Raw genomic sequence first — 18,851 nt, 5'->3', positions numbered from 1 at the left:
CTGGTAGTAATCCGTACTGAACATATTATACATTATTTTCAGTATAGTTGAGCTTATTATTGACTAGAGTCATGCTCCTGCTGCATTTTCCGCATTTCTTGAGGCATCTCCCGCAGCTCCTCTTGGGCTTGATCCGTGCAGCGCTCGATGGCGCGGGTGCGCCTGTCAAAGCCGGCGACGGTCAAGTTTTTGGATCCCTCTCTGGATCAACCTGGCCAGAACCAGAAGGGAATCTGTTTGGGTTTAAAATAGCGGGGCTGCAGACTTTCCCACCAAGCGCTCATGAACTCGCCCAGCTTACTCTGGCCGGATCCCGACGGGATCCCAGTGCCCTCTCAACCGGGGATCCTCGGCATTTTGGCTTCCGGCAATGGCAGCAATTTCGAAGCTATTGCTCAAGCCATTGAGGCTGGGGAACTGCAGGCCCAGATTGCTGTGGTCATCACCAACAATCCCAAAGCTTATGTGCGGCAGCGGGCCCAAAAGCGAGGGATCCCTTGCGTCTTGCTCGACCACCGAGACTACCCCCGTCGCGAAGATCTGGACGCCGCCATTGTCCAGGTGCTCTGGCAGCATCACGTGGAATGGGTGATCATGGCCGGGTGGATGCGCCTGGTTACCCAGGTGTTGTTGTCTGCCTACCCGGATCGCGTCTTGAACCTGCATCCCAGCCTGCTGCCCAGCTTCAAGGGCCTGCGTGCCGTCGAACAAGCCCTGAAGTGCGGTGTGAAAATCGCCGGCTGCACCGTTCATCGGGTCACCCTGGAAATGGACAGTGGCCCCATCGTGGCCCAAGCAGCCGTGCCGGTTCTGCCCGAAGATACCGTGGAATCCCTTTACCGGCGCATCCAGGCCCAGGAGCACCGCCTCTACCCGCTGGCCATCCGCCTCTGCCTGGCAGAGGGATCCCTGCTACCCAAGTCTTCGGGGAAGCTACACAATTGAGGTTAAGTCCAGCGCTGGCATGTTCTATGGCCGAGATCCCGCCTCTCCTCGTCTTCGATAGCCCGGTGATCCTGGCCGGTCGTCTGGCTCTATGGCAAGAGTGGGCTCGATTTGGGGTGTGTGTGCTGCCACAGGCAGTGATGGCCGAGTTGGAACGCCTGACCCGGCAGGCCATTGATCCCCAGGAAGAGTCGACAGCCCGCGAGTTTTTGCGCCACTGGCCCAGCCTGGGGTTTGCCGTCTCAGAAGCCCGTGCCTTGGTGGGTGGCGCCGGTGCCGGCGATCAGTCCATGAGGGTACGCTTGGAAGAAGCGATTGCCGAATGCGCCTATGCCCTGGCCCAGCAGCAGCCGGGAACGCTGGTGGTTTTGGTCAGCAACGACCGGCCTTTGGTGGGGCGAATTCAGGGTCTGGGTCTCAACAACCTCTGTGCCATCTCTCTGGCAGAGCTGAACCGGTGGATGCGTCAGCAGCAGCGCCCTCAGGCTGTGGTTATGGCTTTGAATCGGTTACCAGGGCCACCCATTCCTGCCGCCCAGTTGACGTCCTCTACCCTCGCTCCACCTGCCCGTCCCTTGAGTTCCTCTCCAGCTTCCGGGAACCCCCCCGCCCAGGCGCGGCAGCGGTCTGGAGCTGCTCAGGTGGGGCCGAGCACAGCCCGCCTCTGGCCCTTTTTGAAAAGCCTACAGAATGCCCTTGCGTTGTTGCTGGCCCTGGTTTTCCTCTCGGCAACCGGGTTGCTGGCCTGGCGCCTGCTCGATCCAGAAGGAAGTGAAGGGATCTGGCAGCGGCTACCTCTCTCTCGGATCCCTTGGATTCGGGATCTATAGCCAGTTATTCCGAACCAACTTAAGACCCTTTCCGGTCTTCAGCCGGCCGCAGTCATTTTATAGTCGTTTCAGTTATTTCAGGTTAGGGTGAGACTCCTGGGCTGCTGATCGCGCCAGCGGGACGGAGTCCTTGAAAAGCCCTCTGGCCCTGTGCATTTAACGTTTGTTTTAGTGTTGTTTTAGGTGTGAGTGCAGTGTCCTAGTTGGAATGAAACGACCGTAATGAGGAATGAAACTGTTCCGTCGCATTGCCTGGGGGTGGTCGCGGAAGCGGCGTGGAAGGCTTGGGCGGCACCGCTGAGCAGCTGGGAAGCGTCTTAACCTAACTTGAAATGACTACAATGGGATCGACTCCAGCTCTTCTCCCAAGATGGGATCCCTGAAATACAAAGTTTGCTGCCAACCAGGATGAATTGGGTTTTGGCGCAGGTCAGCAGTGACGGGATGGCCAAAGTTACTGCTCAGCAATTGTAACGTTAAAGCCCTTATTTTTCAGGGTTTCCGCATGATAGCGGGCATATTCCAGTTGTTCAAATGCTGCCAACTGCACAAACTTCTGGCCATTCACATCTTTGACAAAGGCCCCATCAGAAACTTCTCGAGCACGTGCCAAGCTCTCTGCCCCTGAGTAGGTAGTGAGCACCAAGAAGGTTCCCTCGCCGCGGTTCGGCCCCAGAGAGTCTACGCTGTTGTCGCTTAGGGGCACCACGTTCTGGGATCCCGCAGAAGTAGGCGATGAAGGTTGGGACGGGCGCTCCAGGCTGGCTGCCAACTGCTCCACCGTTTGCAAGCTGGGGGGAGAGGGTTCCTTGGAAGCCAAGGCCAAGTCAGTTTGCAGGCTGTCCAGCAGGTTAGGAACGCCTTGAAGAGGATCCACCTGTACGTCCTTCAAGTCCGGGGTGGCCGTCAAGCCCAGCGCCAGCCGATCCGGATCCAAGCCACCGGAATAGAACTCCTCTCCCACCTGCCCTTCCACCGGTTCCAGTGGGATCAGGGGCAACTGGGCCAAATCCAGCTGGGCAGGGATCCCTTCTTCCGCCCTGCTGGCAGCACTTTGGGGCAGGGACAGTTCTTCCGGCCAGATCAGCCAGCGCACCCCAAAGCCAATCCCCGCGCAGGAAAGCACCCACAGCAGCAAGACCCAGAGGGGCGAAAAGGCCCCGGAGGGCCGCGGCATCTCTTCCTCTTCCAAGTCTTCCACCACCTCTTGAATGAGCACAGGTGAAGGGCGCTGTACAGAGCTGGTATTCCCAAGCTGACCTGCTCGTGGGGGCGGGACAGAGTCCATGCGCTGCAAACGCTGCCAGAGGCGGAATCGCTCCAGTTCTTTCAGCACATCCAAATGCAGATGGCTCAGCGCCTCCTGAAGAGCAAGTTGAGGAACTGGATGTGAATGGGACTGCTGTGCCGGAGACAGGGGTTGGGTAGGGTCTGGGGGAAGCGGAGAAGGACTCATAGACAGCCCACACTCAACTTGATGTAAAGTCGGAGAGCAAACAATGCCGATCCACTGTTACAGCCGGAAACAGCCTAACAGGAGAACCCACCTTGGGAACAAGGATTGCCAGCGCCCCATACCTTGCCATAAACCACCATGCCACAGGGCTATGGCAGTCTTCTAGGGCTTTGCCTCCAGATAGAGGGCACGCACATCTGCCGGTAGGTTCTGAAGCAAGATCTGGCGGGCAGAGGCAACGATGGCATCCACATCTTCTGGAGCAAGGTAGTATCCGTCAGCCTTGAGTTGGTCGGCAATGCGAACCGGTGACCAGCCAAACCGATCCCGCAGCAGCAGAATGAAGCGCAGATCCCCCGGCAAGGTATCCAAACCAGCAGTCAAATAACAGGCCAGTGCCGGTGAAAGAGAGGACTTCGCCCCGCCTCTGGTGGAGTTGAGGCCGTGAGAAGCTTGAGGGTGGGTGGGGATCCCATCCAAGGATTGGATCAGCTCACGGGTTTGCTCCGCCAGCCAGGGTCGCAGCACAGGATCCCCTTCGCCAGCCGCTTCTTCCACAAGGCTGTGGACATCTAGGCGCTGTAGGCGCAGGTAAAGCCGCAACCAAACCTGCTCTCGATAGGCAGCCCACTGCTCGGGCGGCAGATGTTCGGCAAGGATCCCGTCCACCCACTGGCAGTAGCGGCAAAACAGGCTGATGAAGTAGCGGGCCACCTCCGGCTGCCGTTGAAAGGCCCGCAGCAACTCCAGATCGCTGTAATGGGCCACCCCCCGCACGATAGGGGCGTTGCATTCCGGCCAGAAGGCGGTAGCTTCGGGCATGAGAATTTCTCCCGCAGAAAAATCCCTAGCTATTCTCCAGGATCTCCCGGCAGGCGGATAACAACTGCTCCTGCTCCGGCAGGGTGCGCAGGCCAATGCGCAGGTAGCGATCTCCCAGCTCGGGAAAACTCAGGCAATCCCGCACCAGAATCCGGTGCCGCTGCAGCAGCGCCCGCTGAATTTGCGTGGCAGAGCCAGGGCAGCGCACCAACACAAAATTGGCTTGACCAGGCCAGGGATCCCAGCCGGGCAGTGCTTGCAAACCCCTGAACAAATGCTCTCGGGCCACGGGTAGCCAGGCCAAGGTGCGCCGGCGGAAGTCCTCATCGGCCAAAGCTGCCGCCACTGCCACTCCCGCCAATCCGTTGACGCTCCAGGGATCCCGCCACTGTCGCCAGCGCTGCCAGTGATCCGGGTGCCCCACCGCAAAGCCAATGCGCAAGCCGGGCAGTGTGAAGAACTTGGTGAGGGAACGGATGACGATGGTGTTGGGATGAGCCGCCAGGTGGGGGATCAAGGTTTGGCTGCGGGGCATTGCCGACGGGCTGGAGTTTAAGCTCAGGGTGGGCTCCCCCGGCAAAAAGTCCATAAAAGCCTCGTCCACCACCACCCGGTCGAACTGGGGCAGGAGAGGCAGGATGTCTTGCTGCGGGATGAGCTGGCCCGTCGGGTTATGAGGGTTGTTCAGCCAGAGCACCCGGTTTCCCTTGCCTGCCACCGGAAGGGGTTCCTGCAGAAGGGTAAAACCGGCGGATCCCTGGCCGGGGAAAAAAGGCAGCGGCTTGATGGTCGCCCCTGCTGCCCGCAGAGCCCGCGCATAATCCCCAAAAGCAGGCTGGGGCAGCCATACCTCCCGCCCTTGCGCATCCCGGGCTGCCCAGGTGAGCAACTCCGCTGCCCCATTGCCCACAAAGATCCACTCAGGATCGACGGCCCAATGGTTGGCCAAACAGATGCGCAAGTCCCGATAGTCGGGATCCGGGTAGCGGCTGATTACAACCGGGTCTGCTGCAGACAGCGCCTGAGTCAGAGCTTGCAAGACCGATTCCGGTGGGCCCAGCGGATTCAAGCTGGCCGAAAAATCCAGAATCTCCTGGGGAGAGCAGCCAGCGATTGCTGCTCCCCAAGCCCAATTGCCACCATGTCGAGGCTGCTCCACGCCCTACCCAGCAGCCGAGTCCCAACCCGGCGAAATTAAGATTTCCCCCCTGCTACTGCTTCGCGGAATGACTTGCCCGCCGTAAAAGTGGGGACGATGCTCTCTGGGATCACCATTTTTTGGTTGGTTTTCGGGTTGCGACCTTCCCGCTCTTTGCGCTTGCGAGCCTCAAAGGAGCCGAAGCCCACCAGGGTCACCTTCCCCTTGGGTTCACCGTTTTCATCGCGGGATGCGACCTCTTCGACAATGATCTCCAGTGCGGCGGAAATGACAGCCTCCGCTTCTTTTTTGGTTACATTGGCGCGATGAGCGACGGCATCAACAAGTTCTGCCTTGTTCATCCTGATCTCCTTTTGAGTTAGGCAATAAAGTTAGAGCGTTCCCTGGATCGCGGATTCGCTCAGGCGTTGCAGAGCGGCCACGGCCCAGAGTGTTCTCAGTGTGTGGGAGCGGGGCTTGCCCTGCAATGCGCCAAGGCGCCACTGGCGCGAATGGCAGGATTGTGGCAGTTGAGCTCCAAATCACTGACATATTCTACAGCTAAGTTAGGGCAGAAGCCTGCTGGGCAAGGGGTTTTAGGGGATCTTAACGCAATTTTCTGGGAGACAAGAGACTGCATATACCCAGTTGGCTCGGATCCGACAGAAAGCTAGGGCTCACGACTCGGGTCGGAAGTAGGCCCGCATCACCTCTCGAAAGATGGGAGCGGCCCGTGATCCACCCCCACCGCCGCTGTTTTCCAGAAAGACCACGACCACCAATTCGGGCCGGTCGTAGGGAGCATAGCCAACATACCAAGCGTGGGATCGCCGCGGCGGATCCTCTGCGGTGCCGGTTTTGCCAGCCGTTGGGGGAAATCCTGGCCCCAGGTTGGCGTTGCCGCCAGTGCCGTAAACCACGACATCTCGCAGCCCCTGCTGCAGGATCTCCAGGGTGGCAGGGGAAAGACCTACCTTTTGGCGCAGCGGCACAGGGCTTTCCGGGATCACCTGGTGCGAGAGCAAGGGGCGCACCCGCCAGCCCCCATTGGCCACTGCCGCCGTTACCACCGCCATTTGCAGCGGCGTAGCGGTAATAAATCCCTGGCCGATGGACATGTTGACCGTGTCGCCCACATACCAGGGCTCGCGCCAGTGGCGCTGCTTCCACTCAGCATCCGGCACCAGACCCGCGGCTTCCCCTTTGAGGCCAATCCCGGTCAGTTGTCCCAACCCAAAGCGGCGCGACCATTCTTGCAAAGGGGCAGCCTTGGTGCCGAGGGCGATTTGGTAGAAAAAGGTGTCGCTGCTGTAGGCCATCGCCTGCCGGTAGTTCAGCCGCCCGAAGCCGGCCCGGTTCCAGTCCCAAAAGCGCCACCCTCCCACCTGGATGTAGGGGCCGGTCTGCAGCACCGTATTCGGGGGAAAGGCTCCCGACTCAATCCCGGCAGCGGTGGTGATGATTTTGTAGGTGCTGGCGGGGGGATAGGGCCGCAGGCCGCGGTTGAGGAAGGGAAAATCCTGCTGCTGCAGGCTCTCCCACTGGGCTTGGGTGATGCGGCTGGAAAAGAGGTTGGGATCAAAGGTGGGATAGCTGGCCATGGCCAGGATCGAGCCATCGCGGGGATCCATGGCGATCACCGCTCCTTTGCGTTGGCCCAGCGCCCGCTCTGCCGCCTGCTGCAGGCGCACATCCAAAGTGAGCTGCAGGGTGTTGCCCGGTTGGGGTGCTTGTTCTCCCAGCACCCGCAGCACCTCTCCCATGGCGTCCACCTCCACCTGTCGCCCTCCCCATTGGCCGCGCAGATGGCTCTCAAACAATTCCTCCACTCCCATCAGGCCAACGATATCCCCCAGGCGATAGCTGGGATCCGCCCGCAGTTGTTCCTGCGAGATCTCGCCGGTGTAGCCCAGCAGGTGAGCGGCCAAGTCGCCATGGGGATAAAACCGCGCCGTCTCCGCCTCCACCATCACCCCCGGCAGCTCGCGGCTCATCTCCTCCAGTTGAATGACCACCTGGGGGCTGGCGTTGCGCAGGATGCGCACGGGAAACGGGGAACGATATCCGGCCTGTTCCAGTTTCTGGGCGATCTCCTCGGGGGCCATGTTCAAGTATTCTGCCAACTTGGGGATCATCTCCTGCCAGCGCTGCCGCGACTGCACCAGAGGCCAGAGGAAGACCGAGTGGGACAATTGGCTGCTCGCCAGCAATACGCCGTTGCGATCCACAATGCGTCCGCGTTCTGGCGGCTGGGGCAACAGGCGAATGCGGTTGGTATCGGCCAGCTGGCGGTAATACTGGGTGCGCGCCAACTGCAGGTAGGCCAGACGGGATCCCAGCCCTCCAAACAGCAGCAGACTGGTCAGCAAGAGCAAGACAACGGCCCGATAGCCCTGCCCCACCGTTTTGGCCGATGCGGATCCCAGCCAACGAGGACTACCGCCGTCCGGCGGGGGTGGGGGAAGCACCCGGCGGGGGGCAGGCGGTCTGGAATGGGGGGAGAACAGGGCTTGCGGATCCCGTCCTGCCAAGGTGTGGGGGCTTCGCGCGGCGTTGCTGACGGGGTAGAGTTTGGCCATGAAATTGCCAGAAGAATTGCAACCGATACACCCAAAATCGAGAGGAGATGCCCGCTCTCGGGCAGGCAGTCTCAGCATCCATCCAGTATCCCTGGCTGCGGCAAGCCTCGTCCAGGAGTGGCAGCGTGGATAGAGCAGAACAACAACGGCTGCGCCAGGCTGCCTGGCTGATGGTGGGCAATGGCCTGCGCCTGGGGTTGTCCGGGGCCTATTTCATCCTGTTGGCCCGTCTGTTGGGGCCGGAAGCCTTCGGGGTTTTCTCTGCCATCTTGGCCTGCAGCAACCTGGCCGCCCCGTTTGGCTATTTGGGCCAATCGGAACTGCTGATCCAGCGCCTCAGCCGGCAGGGATCCCCGACTTGCACCCAGGGGATTGGCCCCAGCTTATGGTTGGCGGGATTGGGCTGTGGGGGGATGGCGCTGGTGTTGTGGCCCCTCTTGAGCGTTTGGCTGGCCGGGACGCCGGCAGCGGTGGTGGGGGTATTGCTCTTGAGCGATCTGCTGTTCGTCGCGGTGCCAGAGGTGTACAGGGGGATCCTGATCGGGAGAGAGCAGGTTGCCGGCGTGGCCCTCATCGACACGGGCATGGCGCTGGGGCGATTGGGGGCAGTATTGCTGGCGGTGGCCTTAGGCTGGGGATCCCTGGTGCAATGGGCTGTTCTGTACGGCCTGATGGTGTTGGTCGTGCTGCTGCTGATCGCGAGGGGGATGGGGCGGTGGAGCGAGCCTTCTCCCCCCTTGGCCCTGAGCTGGCGAGATCTGCGGGAACGGCTGATAGCGGGCTGGGACTTTGCGGTGGGGCTGGCCGCGGTGAAAACCTTCACCGATTTGGATAAGCTGCTCTTGCCCCGTTTGGCCTCAGCAGCGGCGGGGGGTCTTTACAGCGCTGCCTATCGGGTGATCAACTTCTCGCAAACGCCGATGATCGCCCTGCTCACCAGCCATTTTGCCGAGCTGTGCCGCCAAGGGCAGAAGGGCCTTCCGCAAGGCTGGCGCTACGCCTGGCAGCTTTTCCCTTGGGTGGTGGGCTACGGCAGTTTGGCCGCCCTGGGGCTGGCGCTGGGATCCTACGGAATCCCTTGGGTGCTGGGATCGGCTTACCGGGAAACGGCCCTCATCCTGCGTTGGCTCAGCCCGGTCATTTTGCTAGAGGGGATCCACCTTTTGCTGTCTCACCTGCTCACCGGGGCAGGGTTGCAAAAGCCCCGCAGCCGTCTGCAACTGCTGGCTCTGGGGCTGAATGGGCTTTTGAATGCGGTTTGGATCCCAAGGTGGGGTTGGCAGGGGGCGGCCCTGGCAACCTTGCTGTCGGAGATGGCCTTGGTGCTGGCTTTGCTGCTGTTGATTGGGGGGCGATTGCACGCTCTGCAGAGATCTGGGCCTAGGGAGCCTTAACAATTTTGTAGGTGGCTTTGGCATCGGGGCCAAAGGTGATCACATCCCCCGACTTGAGCTGGTGGGTGGTCAATTTCTGGCCGTTGATCAACAAGCCATTGGTGCTGGGGCGACCTTCCAGATCCCCATCCAAAATGCGGTAGCAATATTCTCCCTCTCGCTCGGCGGGAATCCGCAGCAGCATGGCGTGGTAGCGGGAGGCATACTGAGAGTTGAGACAGATGTCGTTCGCCAAGTCCCGACCGATGAAGTATTTGGCGGATCCCAGCACCTGGGTACGGCGGCCATCTCGGTCTTCCACGATCAAGATGTGCTGGTGGGTACCGGAAGGAGAAGGCACAGATTCAACCATACTTCCGCTGTCAATACCAGTGTTTAACCGTACCTCAAACTATACCGAAGTTTAGCCTTCTTCCTGCTATCGCTGGGTCTGCAGAATCGCTCATCCAGCGCCCCAGAACTCTCGACCGATCCAGTGGGCTAGCGAGGAACATTCTGGAGCAATGAGCCGACCCATCCGGGGAAGAGGGTGTAAGCTCCTACCGCCCATTGGGCCATGCCCACCACCACCTCTGACTTGGACTGGCGAGCGGCATCCCAAATGGCTTCGGCAACTTCTTCCGGCTGGCTGACCCAAAAACTCTCCAGCGCCTGTTGCATTTGCTCACGGGCTTTGCCACCTGAGGTTTGGGAGTGGCCATCGGGAGAGGACTCTGGCCCCACCTCATCCAGAAAAATGGCTCGCTTGAGGAAATTGCTGCTGACGATGCCCGGATGGACGCCGATCACCTGGATCCCTTGGGGTTGCAGTTCCAGACGCAGCGCCTCCGTCAGCCCACTGACCGCGTACTTGCTGGCACAATAGGCGCTCATCTGGGGCAGGGGCATTTTGCCGCCAATGGATCCCACGTTGATGATCTGACCTTTTTTGCGCTTCAACATGTCGGGGAGCACGGCTCGGATGGTGTGGAGGTAGCCCCAAAAGTTGACCGCCATCAAAGCCTGCCAGTGTTCCAGGGTAGTTTGCAAAAAAGGGCCACTCATGCAGATGCCGGCGTTGTTGATCAGGCAATCGATGCGGCCATAGCGTTCCAGAGTTCTCTCCACCAGGTTTTGCACCTGTTCTGGCTGCGTGACATCGGTGGGAACGGCCAAGACCTCGGCGTTGAGGCTTTGCTCTAGGTCGATGGCCGTTTGCTTCAGGGTTTCGGCAGTGCGGGCAGCCAGCGCCAATCGGTAACCCCCACGGGCAAAGGTAAAGGCAGTAGCTCTGCCGATGCCTTCAGAAGCGCCTGTAATTAAAACAACATCGGCCATCCTGCTTCTCCGTAAATCTGGACTGGGATCCCTCTACCTGTTGTAGCTTCTCCGAGAGTTAGGGATCCCTGCTTGGCTGAGGGCTTAAGATACTGAACGATAGCGAAGATAAGGTTTATGGCCTCTACCTACTCATTTGATATCGTCAGTGATTTCGATCGGCAGGAACTGGTGAACGCTGTGGATCAAGCCCGACGGGAGATCAAACAGCGCTACGACCTCAAGGATACTCAGACGGAAATTGAGCTGGAGGAGGGATCCCTGACCATCACCACCGCCAACGACATGGCCCTCAACTCCATTCGGGATCTGCTTCTTACCAAAGCGGCCAAGCGGGGTCTATCCCTGAAGATCTTCGACTTCCAACCCCCAGAGAGCGCCGGCGGCAACCGAGTGCGCCAGGTGGTTCACCTGAAAAAGGGCATTGATGCCACACTGGCCAAACAGATCGCCAAGCAAATCCGCGACAACTTTAAGAAGGTGCAGCCTGCCATTCAAGGGGATCTGGTGCGCGTTTCCGGCAAGGATAAAGACGAGCTACAGGCGGTCATTCAAATGCTTAGGCAGCAGGACTACCCGGTGGCGCTGCAATTTGTCAACTATCGATAGGGATCCTCTGGGCTTCCGTATCTTTCCCCTCAACCCCTCTTGCAAGATTAGAGATCTCAGGATCTGTGAAATGTTGGGTTTAATGGCTGCTGGAAATGGTGATGGCCTACGCTCCTCAAAGCTTGAGTTTTCGGCCAATTGGGATAGGGGGCTCTGGTGAGAAATCTTGTGAAAGTAACCGTCGGAATCAAGCCAGTAAGTCCTTGAGAATCTCATTGGAAAATAGCCAGCCATTGGGTGGGATCAGCCGCAGCCGACCCGCCTCGCAACTGGCCCAGCCCTTCTCAAAATAGGGATCCAGCCTCTCCAAAGCTTGCTCGACCTTTGGGTGGCCAAAACGCTCTTGCAAATGGCCCAAATCCAGACCTTCCTGTAAACGCAACCCCAACATCAAAGTATCCATCCAAACTTCCTCTGGGGATGCTTCAGGAGGGAGAGGGTGGACTCCGACTTTCACCTGCTCGAAGTAGTGGTAAAGGGTTTTGGGCTGCTGAATGCGCCGTCCCCCCTCGTAGCCGACGGATCCCATGCCAAAGCCAAAGTAAGGGCGATTTTCCCAGTACACTCGGTTGTGGCGACAGGCGTAGCCGGGGCGGGCAAAATTGGAGATTTCGTAGTGGATGTAGCCCGCTTCGGTGAGCAGCTCCCGCGCCATTAGGTACATGGCAACTGTGGTTTCCTCGCTGGGCAAAGGTGCTGCTCCCGGTCGGTACATCCGACCAAAGCGGGTTCCCGGTTCAATCGTCAGATCATAGACGGAGACATGGGTGGGGTTAATCTCAAGAACAGCTCGTAGAGACTGCTGCCAGTGTTCCAAAGTCTGGTAGGGCAGCCCAAAGATCAAATCCAGGTTGAAATTCTCAAAGCCCGCCGCCTGCAAGTCGGCCACGGCTTCGTAAACTTCCTCCACTCCATGCAGGCGACCACAAGCGGCCAGCAGCTCTGGCTGAAATGCCTGTACCCCTAGGCTGATGCGGTTGACCCCCAGCTCCCGGTAGCCCGCCAACTGCTCCCGCGTCAGGGTGCCGGGGTTGGCCTCCAGAGAAATCTCGCAGTCGGGATGAAACGGGATCCTCTCCCTCAATTGAGTCAAGATCCGCCCCAGTTGCTCCACCGTCAGCAGAGAAGGGGTGCCACCCCCGAAAAAAATGCTGGTCAACGGTCTGGGATCCCCAGCCAGATGGCGGTAGCGGTAGGCGCCGCCGATCTCCCGGCAGAGCATCTGCACGTAGGTTTCCATCAACTTGCGGGTGCCCAGGCCGGTGGCAAAATCACAGTAGTGGCAGCGTTGCCGACAAAAAGGGATGTGCAGGTAAGCCGCCTCAGGCCAATCAACCTGGTCGCGACAGGGTTGCGGAGCAGTACCGGTCGGAGTGGGATCGTGCGAAGCAATTGCCACAGCCATGGGTCAGCTCAAACGGGATAGAACCACTATACTGATAGACTCCGAAACTCCTCACGAGGAGGGATCCCATGGGGACTGTACGCCTGGCGGTGATCGACTATGAGGCGGGAAATCTGCATTCGGCTTGCAAAGGGCTGGAGCGGGCCGGAGCTGAGGTGCAGCTAGTAACAGAGCCAACTGGACTAGCGGCTTTTGACGGCATTGTCCTGCCCGGCGATGGGGCCTTTGACCCAGCCATGCAGCAGCTGCGGGCGCGGGGCTTTGGGAAAGCGATCTGGGAAGCTGTGGAGCGGCAACAGCCTTTTTTAGGCATTTGCCTTGGGCTGCAAGTTTTGTTCGAAAGCAGCGAAGAGGGAACAGAGCCAGGGCTGAGCATTGTGCCTGGACGGGTGCAGCGCTTTCGACCGGAGCCGGGCTTGCGTATCCCCCACATGGGCTGGAACCAGTTGCACCTTACCCAACCCCAATCGCCTCTTTGGGCAGGGATCCCGAATCAAAGCTGGGTTTACTTTGTCCACTCCTACCACGCAGTGCCCAATGACCCAAGCTGGGTGGCTGCTACCACCCAACACGGCAGCCAAACCTGTGTAGCCGCTATTGCCCGCGGCACCTTGTTTGCTACCCAATTTCACCCCGAAAAGTCGGGCCCTGTTGGCTTGCAGATGTTGCAAAACTTTGTCGAGTTTGCTGCCCGTTGCTCCCTTTTATCTGCTCCCAGAGCTTAGTGCCCCATGAACTACTGGCTGATGAAATCTGAGCCCAGCGTTTACAGCATCTGGGATCTGCAGCGGGAAGGCCAAACCCTCTGGGATGGCGTGCGCAACTACCAAGCCCGCAACTATCTGAAGGCAATGCAGCCTGGGGATCGCGCCTTTTTCTACCATTCCAATGCCGAGCCACCCGGAATTGCCGGTTTGATGGAGATCCTGGAAACCCACGTGGTGGATCCCAGCCAGTTTGATCCGACCAGCCCCTGCTACGATCCCAAGTCCACTCCAGCAGATCCCCGGTGGTACACGGTGCGGGTGCAATTTTTGGCTGCTTTTGAAAGAGTGATCCCTTTGGCCAAATTGCGGGCCACCTTCACCCCGGAGGAGCTGGAGGTGGTGCGGCGGGGCACACGCCTGTCGGTCATGCCGGTTGCCGAAGGGGTGGCGAAACGATTGCTGGCGCTGACGGGAGTTTCTACGCAGTCTCCTCTATGATGGGCGAGGCCAACCTGAGTGGGGCCAATTTGCGTGGCGCCGACCTAAGTGGGGCGGATCTAACGGGGGCGGATTTGCGAGGGGCCAATCTGTCGATGGACAACCTGAAGAGCGCTTTTCTGGAAGGGGCAATCTACAGTGCCAACACCCGCTTTCCCGCCGAGTTCGACCCAAAATTTGGAGGGGATGACATTGTTCGGCGCTGACCCCAGCTCACCGGCTTAAAATTCATGAGCCAAAAGCTGAGAGCCCCCAGCGCTGTAAGCTATCAAAGGCCGCGTAGGCCGTTAGATCCGGCTGCAGGGGCGTAATCGACACATAGCCCTCAGCAACCGCCCGCACGTCCGAACAGGGATCCACCTCCTCTTCCACCACCTCTCCAGCTAGCCAGTAGTAGGCCTTGCCGCGCGGATCCACCCGTTTCTCGTAGAGATCTGTGTACTTGCGCCAGGCCAGGCGGGCCAAGACCATGCCGCGTATTTCAGCTAGCCCCAGCGGCGGCACGTTGACGTTCAACAACATTGGCTTCTCTAGGGGCTTCAGGCTCAGCTTCTCCAGCAGGGTCAGCACCACCTGGGCCGCTGGCTGAAAATCCTGGTAGGTAAAGCTGGCCAGGCTCACTGCCAGGCTGGGGATCCCTTCCAATAGCCCTTCCATTGCCGCCGAGACGGTGCCGGAGTAGAGCACATCCGTGCCCAGATTGGCTCCCTGATTGATGCCGGAAATCACCCAATCAGGAGGACGATCCAATAGCCCGTCCAGACCTAACTTGACACAGTCGGAAGGGGTGCCCGAACAGGCCCAGGCCTGCACTTCTGGAGGAAATCCCTCCCGCACCGGATCCACCCGCAGCGGCTTGTGCAACGTCAGGGCGTGGCCGGTGGCCGAGCGCTCCCGATCCGGACAGACCACCGTTACCTGGTGCCCCCCCAGCTGGGCCAGCGCTGCCGCCAAACACCGCACCCCTGCCGCCTGGATGCCATCGTCGTTGCTGATGAGAATATTCATCCCAGCCACCCCACACCCGCCCTTAGACATACACCAGTCTGACCCAATGATCTGCGCTGATCCCCCAGGTAGCCGAGTTCAGCGGCAGAATCTGAAAATTTACGGCTTCTTGGGGTTATTATTGGACGTAGCCTTTTGAACAATATCAGTAGGAACACAATGTCACCCTATGAGGTCAAGTGCCATTATGAAGCTAAGGTAAAGTAAACCCTGCGGTTTCCTTCCTCTTTGTATTTGCCTTCTTGTGTGTATCTTGCTGTTTCTCCATCCCCATCTTCCTAAGACTCCGTCCCGTTGACGTGTAGGTGCTCCGCACCGCCGGCGCGAACGCGGAAGCGTTGCATAGCCTACAGCCGGGTAAAGCTGGAAAGTCTGTAAAACCCATCAGGTCGCTCGAGCGACAGGAAGTTGATCTCATGTCACTTGTTTCCATCACATCGGCAACAGAGGCTCAGGAATGGCGTGAGCTTTGCCAGTGGGCCGAGGAGCACTACCGCTGTCGCACCTTTCCCAAAGACGTGCGCATTCCCACTCGTCCGGGATTGGTGTACATCACCCAAGAGGGAGTGGTGCGCCTGGTCAGCCAAACTCCAGAGCGGCGGGAGGTCTTTGTTGGGTTCATCACGGCTGGATTTCCTTTTGAGCTGAGCAACCCAGAGCGCTTTGAGTTGAAAGCCTGCACCCACGCCGATCGCACCACGGTGATGTGGTTTTACTGGCAGGATCTGGAGCAGTGGCCCTATCTGCACCAGAAGATTCAGGAAAACTTCCGCCAGCAACTGCAACGGAAGCTGCTGTGGTTGGGAAATCTGGGCCAACGGCGCGCCATCGATCGCCTCAAGGGCTTCTTGAGCCTGTTGATCGAAGAGTATGGGCAGCCCTGTGAACAAGGGATGTATCTCCCCTGGCCCCTTACCCATGCCCAGATTGGGGATGCCATTGGGGCCACCCGCGTGACGGTGACTCGTCTTCTGGGATCCCTGCGTTCGAAAGGGTTTGTGCAGGTGCTGGATCAAAACTTAATTTGCATTCCCAACGGGGTAAAGCTCCAGCCCACTCCGAAGAAGGCGGCCAGCGCCTAACCCTGCTGTCTAGATGCTATCCAGAGTGTTATGCCTACAGCAGTCGGGAACTGCACTGCTGACGCGATGGGCCTGCAGCTCCACTACCGTACTTGGGGAGAAGGGATCCCTTCTCTCCCGATCCTGATGCTTCACGGCCACCCCGGCAGTGCCGACTGTATGCAGGTCTTTGCCGCAGCAGTGGCGGGGATCCACCCCTGTGTGGCGCCAGATCTGCGTGGCTATGGACGTTCGCAGGTGGTGGATCCCTTTGAGATGCAGGATCACCTAGAGGACTTGGAGCGGCTGCTGGATCGCCTGGGCTGGCAGGCGTGTCTGGTGCTGGGCTGGTCTTTGGGCGGGATCCTGGCCCTGGAGTTGGCTTTGCGGCTGCCGCAGCGGGTAAAAGGCTTGGTTTTGGTGGCCAGTGCCGCCTGCCCCCGCAGCAACCATCCCCCCACCGATTTTTGGGATCAGGTCAACACCGGCGTTGCCTCGCTGCTCAACTGGCTTTGGCCCGGCTGGGAATGGAACATCGAGACCTTTGGCCGTCGCTCCCTTTACCGCTACCTGATGCAGCAACAGACCCCAACGGCCTATCGGTATTTGGCGCACATGGCCTTGCCCGCCTATCTGCACACCTCCCCCCAGGCTCGCCAAGCTCTGCGCGCCGCTTTGCAACGGGGCTACAACCGCGAGGGAGATCTGCACCGAATTCGCATCCCGGTACTGCTTATGGCCGGCGAGCGGGATCGCCACATCACCGCCAACAGCAGCCTGGCCACAGCCCGCGCCCTGCCCCACTGCACCTGCATTGTCTATCCCAACGTGGCTCATCTCTTTCCCTGGGAGATCCCCGACCGCGTGGGACAGGATCTGCGCCGCTGGCTCAGCGCTCAAGACTGGGCAAGTGGGATCCCGGTGGTTGGCTCTTCCGCTCCCTCTGCAGACAAGGCGGCAGAAGCCTGACCCTGGGCCAACTTCCGCAGCCGGGCAAAGGCCTCTTCCTCTAGATGGATCTGCTGCTGCTGTTGTTCTTCTGGGGTGCGCAGGCGCTTTCCCAACGGCTGTTGCAGCGTGCCCAAGAGCAACGGCTCGGAAACTCCCGGCTCGGGATGGATGACGGTGCGGGCCCGCAAGGTGAACACCGGCGAACCGGTGGAGAAGCGGCCCGGGGATCCCAAATCGCTGGCCGCCTGCTTCAGGGTGAGGATCAGTTGCTCTGGGGTGATATCCGGGCTGACAGCAATAACCGCTCGATCCGCCCCTTGGTCATAGACGGTGGTGTAGGGGGCAGCACCGGGAATGCGCGAGCGAAAGATCGGCCCCAAGCTGAGGGCAAAACATCCCGCTGTTAAAACCAGCGCAAACGCCGTGTAGCCCACCAGCGCAAACTTCAAGGGCCAATTGCGGATCCAGGCCAGCAGGGTGAGCATAGCCAGCAAGCCTGCTAGACCTAGCCCAATTTGGGTGGCAGAGGCAAAGAAAGATTCCAAAGTTGCATCCATGATTCCCCAGTTTAGCGGCTAGAGCTTCATCTCTAGGATGCAGGATGAGCCCGATTCTGGCTGCCCTATCTAAGGACTCCGTCCCGCCGGCACCCTGCTCCAGAAGGGCTTGGCTGGTTCTATCACCAAACCCCTGTGAGAAGAGGCAAGACGGATCAACCTACCAAACCCAGAAAGCGGCGAGCCCTACAGATTTGAGGAGCATGGGCAAGGTCGGATTCGAACCGACACGGTTTCCCGCCGCATTTTGAGTGCGGTGCGTCTACCAGTTTCGCCACTCGCCCGACTTGGAACCATTATCCTACTGAACTGGCGAAACCTCGTCAACCAATCCCCCGAACTCTATCGGCGGCGGTCTTTCTCCAGTTGCTGGGCCTTTTGCCGAAGCTGGCGGGTTTGCTCCATCACCTCCTCCAGATCCTCGTGGGATAGCCGCTCGACGTAGTTGATCTTGATCTCTTCCAGCAAGTCTTGCAGGAGAGAGCGAATTTCCTCCAAAGCATGCTCCTGGCTGAGTTCCCGTGCCAAGACCTCACCAAACCGCTGCATCAGTTGCGCTGCCAGCTTGGAGCCGACGGGATCCTCGAAACTGCCCGTCAGGGTTTTGTAGGTGGTGGTGGTCAGCTCGTTGGCCAGGCGCTCCGTCAGTTGGCCAGGCAGGGATCCCAGGCCGGGAAGCTGTTCTAGAGTTTGCATGGCAGGCAACTGCTTGAGCAGGCCATCCAGGTTGTAGCGGAGCAGTTGTTGCAATTCCGGTTGCACCTGGGGCAAAACGCGGTAGAGAACAATGCGAAAAACCAGGTTGGCAATCGCCTCCAGCTCGTTGGTGTTGTTGATATCAATGTAGTCGCGCTGGGTACGCGCTGCCGGCAGCAGGGGCAGGGATCCCCGCTGAATGGATACCTGGATTTGGTTGATCACCCGCACAACAATGACTTCCGTCAGATCCTCGGCGAAGTTGGTAACAAAGCCCTGGCTCACCTGGGCGCGTACCCGCTCCAGATCCAGCAACTGTGCTTGTCCCAGCCGGATGGTGACGGGGATCACCCGCAGCCAGCGCCAAAAGGGCAGCAGCAGCAGCACATCGTACCAACGCCAGAGCATAGCATCCAGCCAATTGACGCCGGTGTAGCGACGGCTGATGGCCACCGTGCGCAGCAAAAATTCCAGCCCAAACAGAAGCACGAAGGGAAAATCCAGCACCGGGAAAAAGTCAACAGGGTTACCGCTCTCACCAATGGGGCGGAAATAGTTGGTCTCAAAGAGGGGGCGCAGCCGGGTCTGGAAAAATTCAATTCCATCTGCGGGATCGGCGCTGGCCAAGTACTCAGCAGTCCAAAAGCGGGCAAAGGCGGCTCTGGCAGAGTCGGCTTCTGGGATGTGCTCCCGCATCAAATTGAGGATACGCACAAACTGGCCAGTTTTGTTGGCGCCGTAAACTACCCGGCTCCGACCGCTAAGCGGTACGGAGCGGGCTTTCAGTAGCCCTGGGCCTGCTCTGCTCTACCAGAGAACAAAACAAGCCCGGACCTCTAGGCTGGTTTACGACAGCCCCCAAGAGCGCAATCACATTC

At 59.4% G+C, this 18,851-nt stretch carries 22 protein-coding genes and 1 tRNA gene; 9 read left to right on the top strand and 14 right to left on the bottom strand.

Going from position 1 to position 18,851, the window contains the following annotated elements:
• Positions 1–56 precede the first annotated feature (56 nt).
• Positions 57–185, bottom strand: coding sequence for a hypothetical protein (locus NW834_RS09105; RefSeq protein WP_414356470.1), 129 nt, complete (start codon positions 183–185; stop codon positions 57–59).
• A gap of 97 nt (positions 186–282) precedes the next feature.
• Between NW834_RS09105 and purN the strand changes: the two genes are divergently transcribed.
• The gene (gene purN / locus NW834_RS09100; protein WP_414413075.1) at positions 283–945 is read left to right on the top strand and encodes a phosphoribosylglycinamide formyltransferase; all 663 of its coding nucleotides are present in this window, start codon (positions 283–285) and stop codon (positions 943–945) included.
• A gap of 26 nt (positions 946–971) precedes the next feature.
• Positions 972–1,775 carry a PIN domain-containing protein gene (locus NW834_RS09095; protein ID WP_414343432.1) on the top strand — a complete coding sequence of 268 codons (804 nt, stop codon included), beginning with the start codon at positions 972–974 and terminating at the stop codon, positions 1,773–1,775.
• A gap of 336 nt (positions 1,776–2,111) precedes the next feature.
• Here the strand turns inward: NW834_RS09095 and NW834_RS09090 are convergent, their stop codons facing one another.
• From NW834_RS09090 to mrdA, 6 genes are all read right to left on the bottom strand, one after another.
• The gene (locus tag NW834_RS09090) at positions 2,112–2,243 is read right to left on the bottom strand and encodes a hypothetical protein (protein WP_414373289.1); all 132 of its coding nucleotides are present in this window, start codon (positions 2,241–2,243) and stop codon (positions 2,112–2,114) included.
• The gene (locus NW834_RS09085) at positions 2,230–3,111 is read right to left on the bottom strand and encodes a hypothetical protein (protein WP_414373291.1); all 882 of its coding nucleotides are present in this window, start codon (positions 3,109–3,111) and stop codon (positions 2,230–2,232) included. The genes NW834_RS09090 and NW834_RS09085 overlap by 14 nt, the downstream gene beginning before the upstream one ends.
• A 282-nt stretch (positions 3,112–3,393) precedes the next feature.
• Positions 3,394–4,053: a hypothetical protein gene (locus NW834_RS09080; RefSeq protein WP_414373293.1), complete on the bottom strand. Its 660-nt coding sequence runs from the start codon at positions 4,051–4,053 to the stop codon at positions 3,394–3,396.
• A 25-nt stretch (positions 4,054–4,078) separates the two neighbouring features.
• A complete protein-coding gene (cobD, locus tag NW834_RS09075) occupies positions 4,079–5,212 on the bottom strand; it encodes a threonine-phosphate decarboxylase CobD (RefSeq protein ID WP_414419589.1) in 1,134 nt (377 codons plus the stop codon).
• Between the two features lie 35 nt (positions 5,213–5,247).
• On the bottom strand, positions 5,248–5,553 hold the full coding sequence (locus tag NW834_RS09070) for an HU family DNA-binding protein (protein ID WP_414332065.1): 306 nt from the start codon (positions 5,551–5,553) through the stop codon (positions 5,248–5,250).
• 315 nt (positions 5,554–5,868) lie between these two features.
• Positions 5,869–7,848, bottom strand: a complete 1,980-nt coding sequence (gene mrdA, locus NW834_RS09065; RefSeq protein WP_414419588.1) for a penicillin-binding protein 2 — start codon at positions 7,846–7,848, stop codon at positions 5,869–5,871.
• A 47-nt stretch (positions 7,849–7,895) separates the two neighbouring features.
• Between mrdA and NW834_RS09060 the strand changes: the two genes are divergently transcribed.
• Positions 7,896–9,164: a lipopolysaccharide biosynthesis protein gene (locus NW834_RS09060; protein ID WP_414419587.1), complete on the top strand. Its 1,269-nt coding sequence runs from the start codon at positions 7,896–7,898 to the stop codon at positions 9,162–9,164.
• On the opposite strand, the gene NW834_RS09055 is transcribed toward NW834_RS09060, so the two are convergent.
• A complete protein-coding gene (locus tag NW834_RS09055; protein ID WP_011432528.1) occupies positions 9,151–9,516 on the bottom strand; it encodes an FHA domain-containing protein in 366 nt (121 codons plus the stop codon). The genes NW834_RS09060 and NW834_RS09055 overlap by 14 nt on opposite strands.
• A 128-nt stretch (positions 9,517–9,644) precedes the next feature.
• Positions 9,645–10,481 (bottom strand): SDR family oxidoreductase, encoded by an 837-nt coding sequence (locus NW834_RS09050; protein ID WP_414373299.1) that lies wholly within the window; start codon positions 10,479–10,481, stop codon positions 9,645–9,647.
• A gap of 117 nt (positions 10,482–10,598) precedes the next feature.
• Between NW834_RS09050 and NW834_RS09045 the strand changes: the two genes are divergently transcribed.
• Entirely contained in the window at positions 10,599–11,090 is a 492-nt protein-coding gene (locus NW834_RS09045) for a YajQ family cyclic di-GMP-binding protein (RefSeq protein WP_011432526.1), read from the top strand.
• A 187-nt stretch (positions 11,091–11,277) separates the two neighbouring features.
• Here NW834_RS09045 and hemW read toward each other — a convergent pair whose 3' ends face one another.
• Complete coding sequence (gene hemW, locus NW834_RS09040) at positions 11,278–12,495, bottom strand: radical SAM family heme chaperone HemW (RefSeq protein ID WP_414419586.1); 1,218 nt, start codon at positions 12,493–12,495, stop codon at positions 11,278–11,280.
• A 68-nt stretch (positions 12,496–12,563) separates the two neighbouring features.
• Here hemW and hisH point away from each other — a divergent pair, with 68 nt between their 5' ends.
• From hisH to NW834_RS09025, 3 genes are read left to right on the top strand one after another with little or no spacing between them, the layout of a single operon-like run.
• Entirely contained in the window at positions 12,564–13,220 is a 657-nt protein-coding gene (gene hisH / locus NW834_RS09035) for an imidazole glycerol phosphate synthase subunit HisH (RefSeq protein WP_414419585.1), read from the top strand.
• Between the two features lie 6 nt (positions 13,221–13,226).
• Positions 13,227–13,700: an EVE domain-containing protein gene (locus tag NW834_RS09030; protein WP_414328914.1), complete on the top strand. Its 474-nt coding sequence runs from the start codon at positions 13,227–13,229 to the stop codon at positions 13,698–13,700.
• Entirely contained in the window at positions 13,697–13,906 is a 210-nt protein-coding gene (locus tag NW834_RS09025) for a pentapeptide repeat-containing protein (protein WP_414328915.1), read from the top strand. The genes NW834_RS09030 and NW834_RS09025 overlap by 4 nt, the downstream gene beginning before the upstream one ends.
• A 22-nt stretch (positions 13,907–13,928) precedes the next feature.
• Here NW834_RS09025 and surE read toward each other — a convergent pair whose 3' ends face one another.
• A complete protein-coding gene (surE, locus tag NW834_RS09020; RefSeq protein ID WP_414419584.1) occupies positions 13,929–14,708 on the bottom strand; it encodes a 5'/3'-nucleotidase SurE in 780 nt (259 codons plus the stop codon).
• A gap of 416 nt (positions 14,709–15,124) precedes the next feature.
• Between surE and NW834_RS09015 the strand changes: the two genes are divergently transcribed.
• Together NW834_RS09015 and NW834_RS09010 are read left to right on the top strand one after the other, a co-directional pair.
• A complete protein-coding gene (locus tag NW834_RS09015; protein ID WP_011432518.1) occupies positions 15,125–15,790 on the top strand; it encodes a Crp/Fnr family transcriptional regulator in 666 nt (221 codons plus the stop codon).
• A 30-nt stretch (positions 15,791–15,820) separates the two neighbouring features.
• On the top strand, positions 15,821–16,738 hold the full coding sequence (locus NW834_RS09010) for an alpha/beta fold hydrolase (protein ID WP_414419583.1): 918 nt from the start codon (positions 15,821–15,823) through the stop codon (positions 16,736–16,738).
• Here the strand turns inward: NW834_RS09010 and NW834_RS09005 are convergent.
• From NW834_RS09005 to NW834_RS08995, 3 genes are all read right to left on the bottom strand, one after another.
• A complete protein-coding gene (locus NW834_RS09005; protein WP_414419582.1) occupies positions 16,666–17,277 on the bottom strand; it encodes a Ycf51 family protein in 612 nt (203 codons plus the stop codon). The two genes, NW834_RS09010 and NW834_RS09005, sit on opposite strands and share 73 nt — an antisense overlap.
• 204 nt (positions 17,278–17,481) lie before the next feature.
• Positions 17,482–17,561, bottom strand: a tRNA-Leu gene (locus tag NW834_RS09000).
• A 58-nt stretch (positions 17,562–17,619) separates the two neighbouring features.
• Positions 17,620–18,687, bottom strand: coding sequence for a hypothetical protein (locus tag NW834_RS08995; protein ID WP_414426288.1), 1,068 nt, complete (start codon positions 18,685–18,687; stop codon positions 17,620–17,622).
• Positions 18,688–18,851: the final 164 nt, after the last annotated feature.

It is taken from the genome of Synechococcus sp. R60.1, from assembly GCF_047461835.1.
Lineage (GTDB): Bacteria > Cyanobacteriota > Cyanobacteriia > Thermostichales > Thermostichaceae > Thermostichus.
Note: the sequence above shows the minus strand (reverse complement) of the source record. Positions and strands in the feature narration are given on the sequence as shown.

What these genes read in the sequence shown, in the direction of transcription:
- purN (WP_414413075.1), top strand. Translation starts at nt 283, where the DNA reads ATGAACTCGCCCAGCTTACTCTGGCCGGATCCCGACGGGATCCCAGTG.
- NW834_RS09095 (WP_414343432.1), top strand. Translation starts at nt 972, where the DNA reads ATGGCCGAGATCCCGCCTCTCCTCGTCTTCGATAGCCCGGTGATCCTG.
- NW834_RS09080 (WP_414373293.1), bottom strand. Translation starts at nt 4,053, where the DNA reads ATGCCCGAAGCTACCGCCTTCTGGCCGGAATGCAACGCCCCTATCGTG.
- NW834_RS09070 (WP_414332065.1), bottom strand. Translation starts at nt 5,553, where the DNA reads ATGAACAAGGCAGAACTTGTTGATGCCGTCGCTCATCGCGCCAATGTA.
- mrdA (WP_414419588.1), bottom strand. Translation starts at nt 7,848, where the DNA reads ATGCTGAGACTGCCTGCCCGAGAGCGGGCATCTCCTCTCGATTTTGGG.
- NW834_RS09055 (WP_011432528.1), bottom strand. Translation starts at nt 9,516, where the DNA reads ATGGTTGAATCTGTGCCTTCTCCTTCCGGTACCCACCAGCACATCTTG.
- NW834_RS09050 (WP_414373299.1), bottom strand. Translation starts at nt 10,481, where the DNA reads ATGGCCGATGTTGTTTTAATTACAGGCGCTTCTGAAGGCATCGGCAGA.
- NW834_RS09045 (WP_011432526.1), top strand. Translation starts at nt 10,599, where the DNA reads ATGGCCTCTACCTACTCATTTGATATCGTCAGTGATTTCGATCGGCAG.
- hemW (WP_414419586.1), bottom strand. Translation starts at nt 12,495, where the DNA reads ATGGCTGTGGCAATTGCTTCGCACGATCCCACTCCGACCGGTACTGCT.
- hisH (WP_414419585.1), top strand. Translation starts at nt 12,564, where the DNA reads ATGGGGACTGTACGCCTGGCGGTGATCGACTATGAGGCGGGAAATCTG.
- NW834_RS09030 (WP_414328914.1), top strand. Translation starts at nt 13,227, where the DNA reads ATGAACTACTGGCTGATGAAATCTGAGCCCAGCGTTTACAGCATCTGG.
- NW834_RS09025 (WP_414328915.1), top strand. Translation starts at nt 13,697, where the DNA reads ATGATGGGCGAGGCCAACCTGAGTGGGGCCAATTTGCGTGGCGCCGAC.
- surE (WP_414419584.1), bottom strand. Translation starts at nt 14,708, where the DNA reads ATGAATATTCTCATCAGCAACGACGATGGCATCCAGGCGGCAGGGGTG.
- NW834_RS09015 (WP_011432518.1), top strand. Translation starts at nt 15,125, where the DNA reads ATGTCACTTGTTTCCATCACATCGGCAACAGAGGCTCAGGAATGGCGT.
- NW834_RS09010 (WP_414419583.1), top strand. Translation starts at nt 15,821, where the DNA reads ATGCCTACAGCAGTCGGGAACTGCACTGCTGACGCGATGGGCCTGCAG.
- NW834_RS09005 (WP_414419582.1), bottom strand. Translation starts at nt 17,277, where the DNA reads ATGGATGCAACTTTGGAATCTTTCTTTGCCTCTGCCACCCAAATTGGG.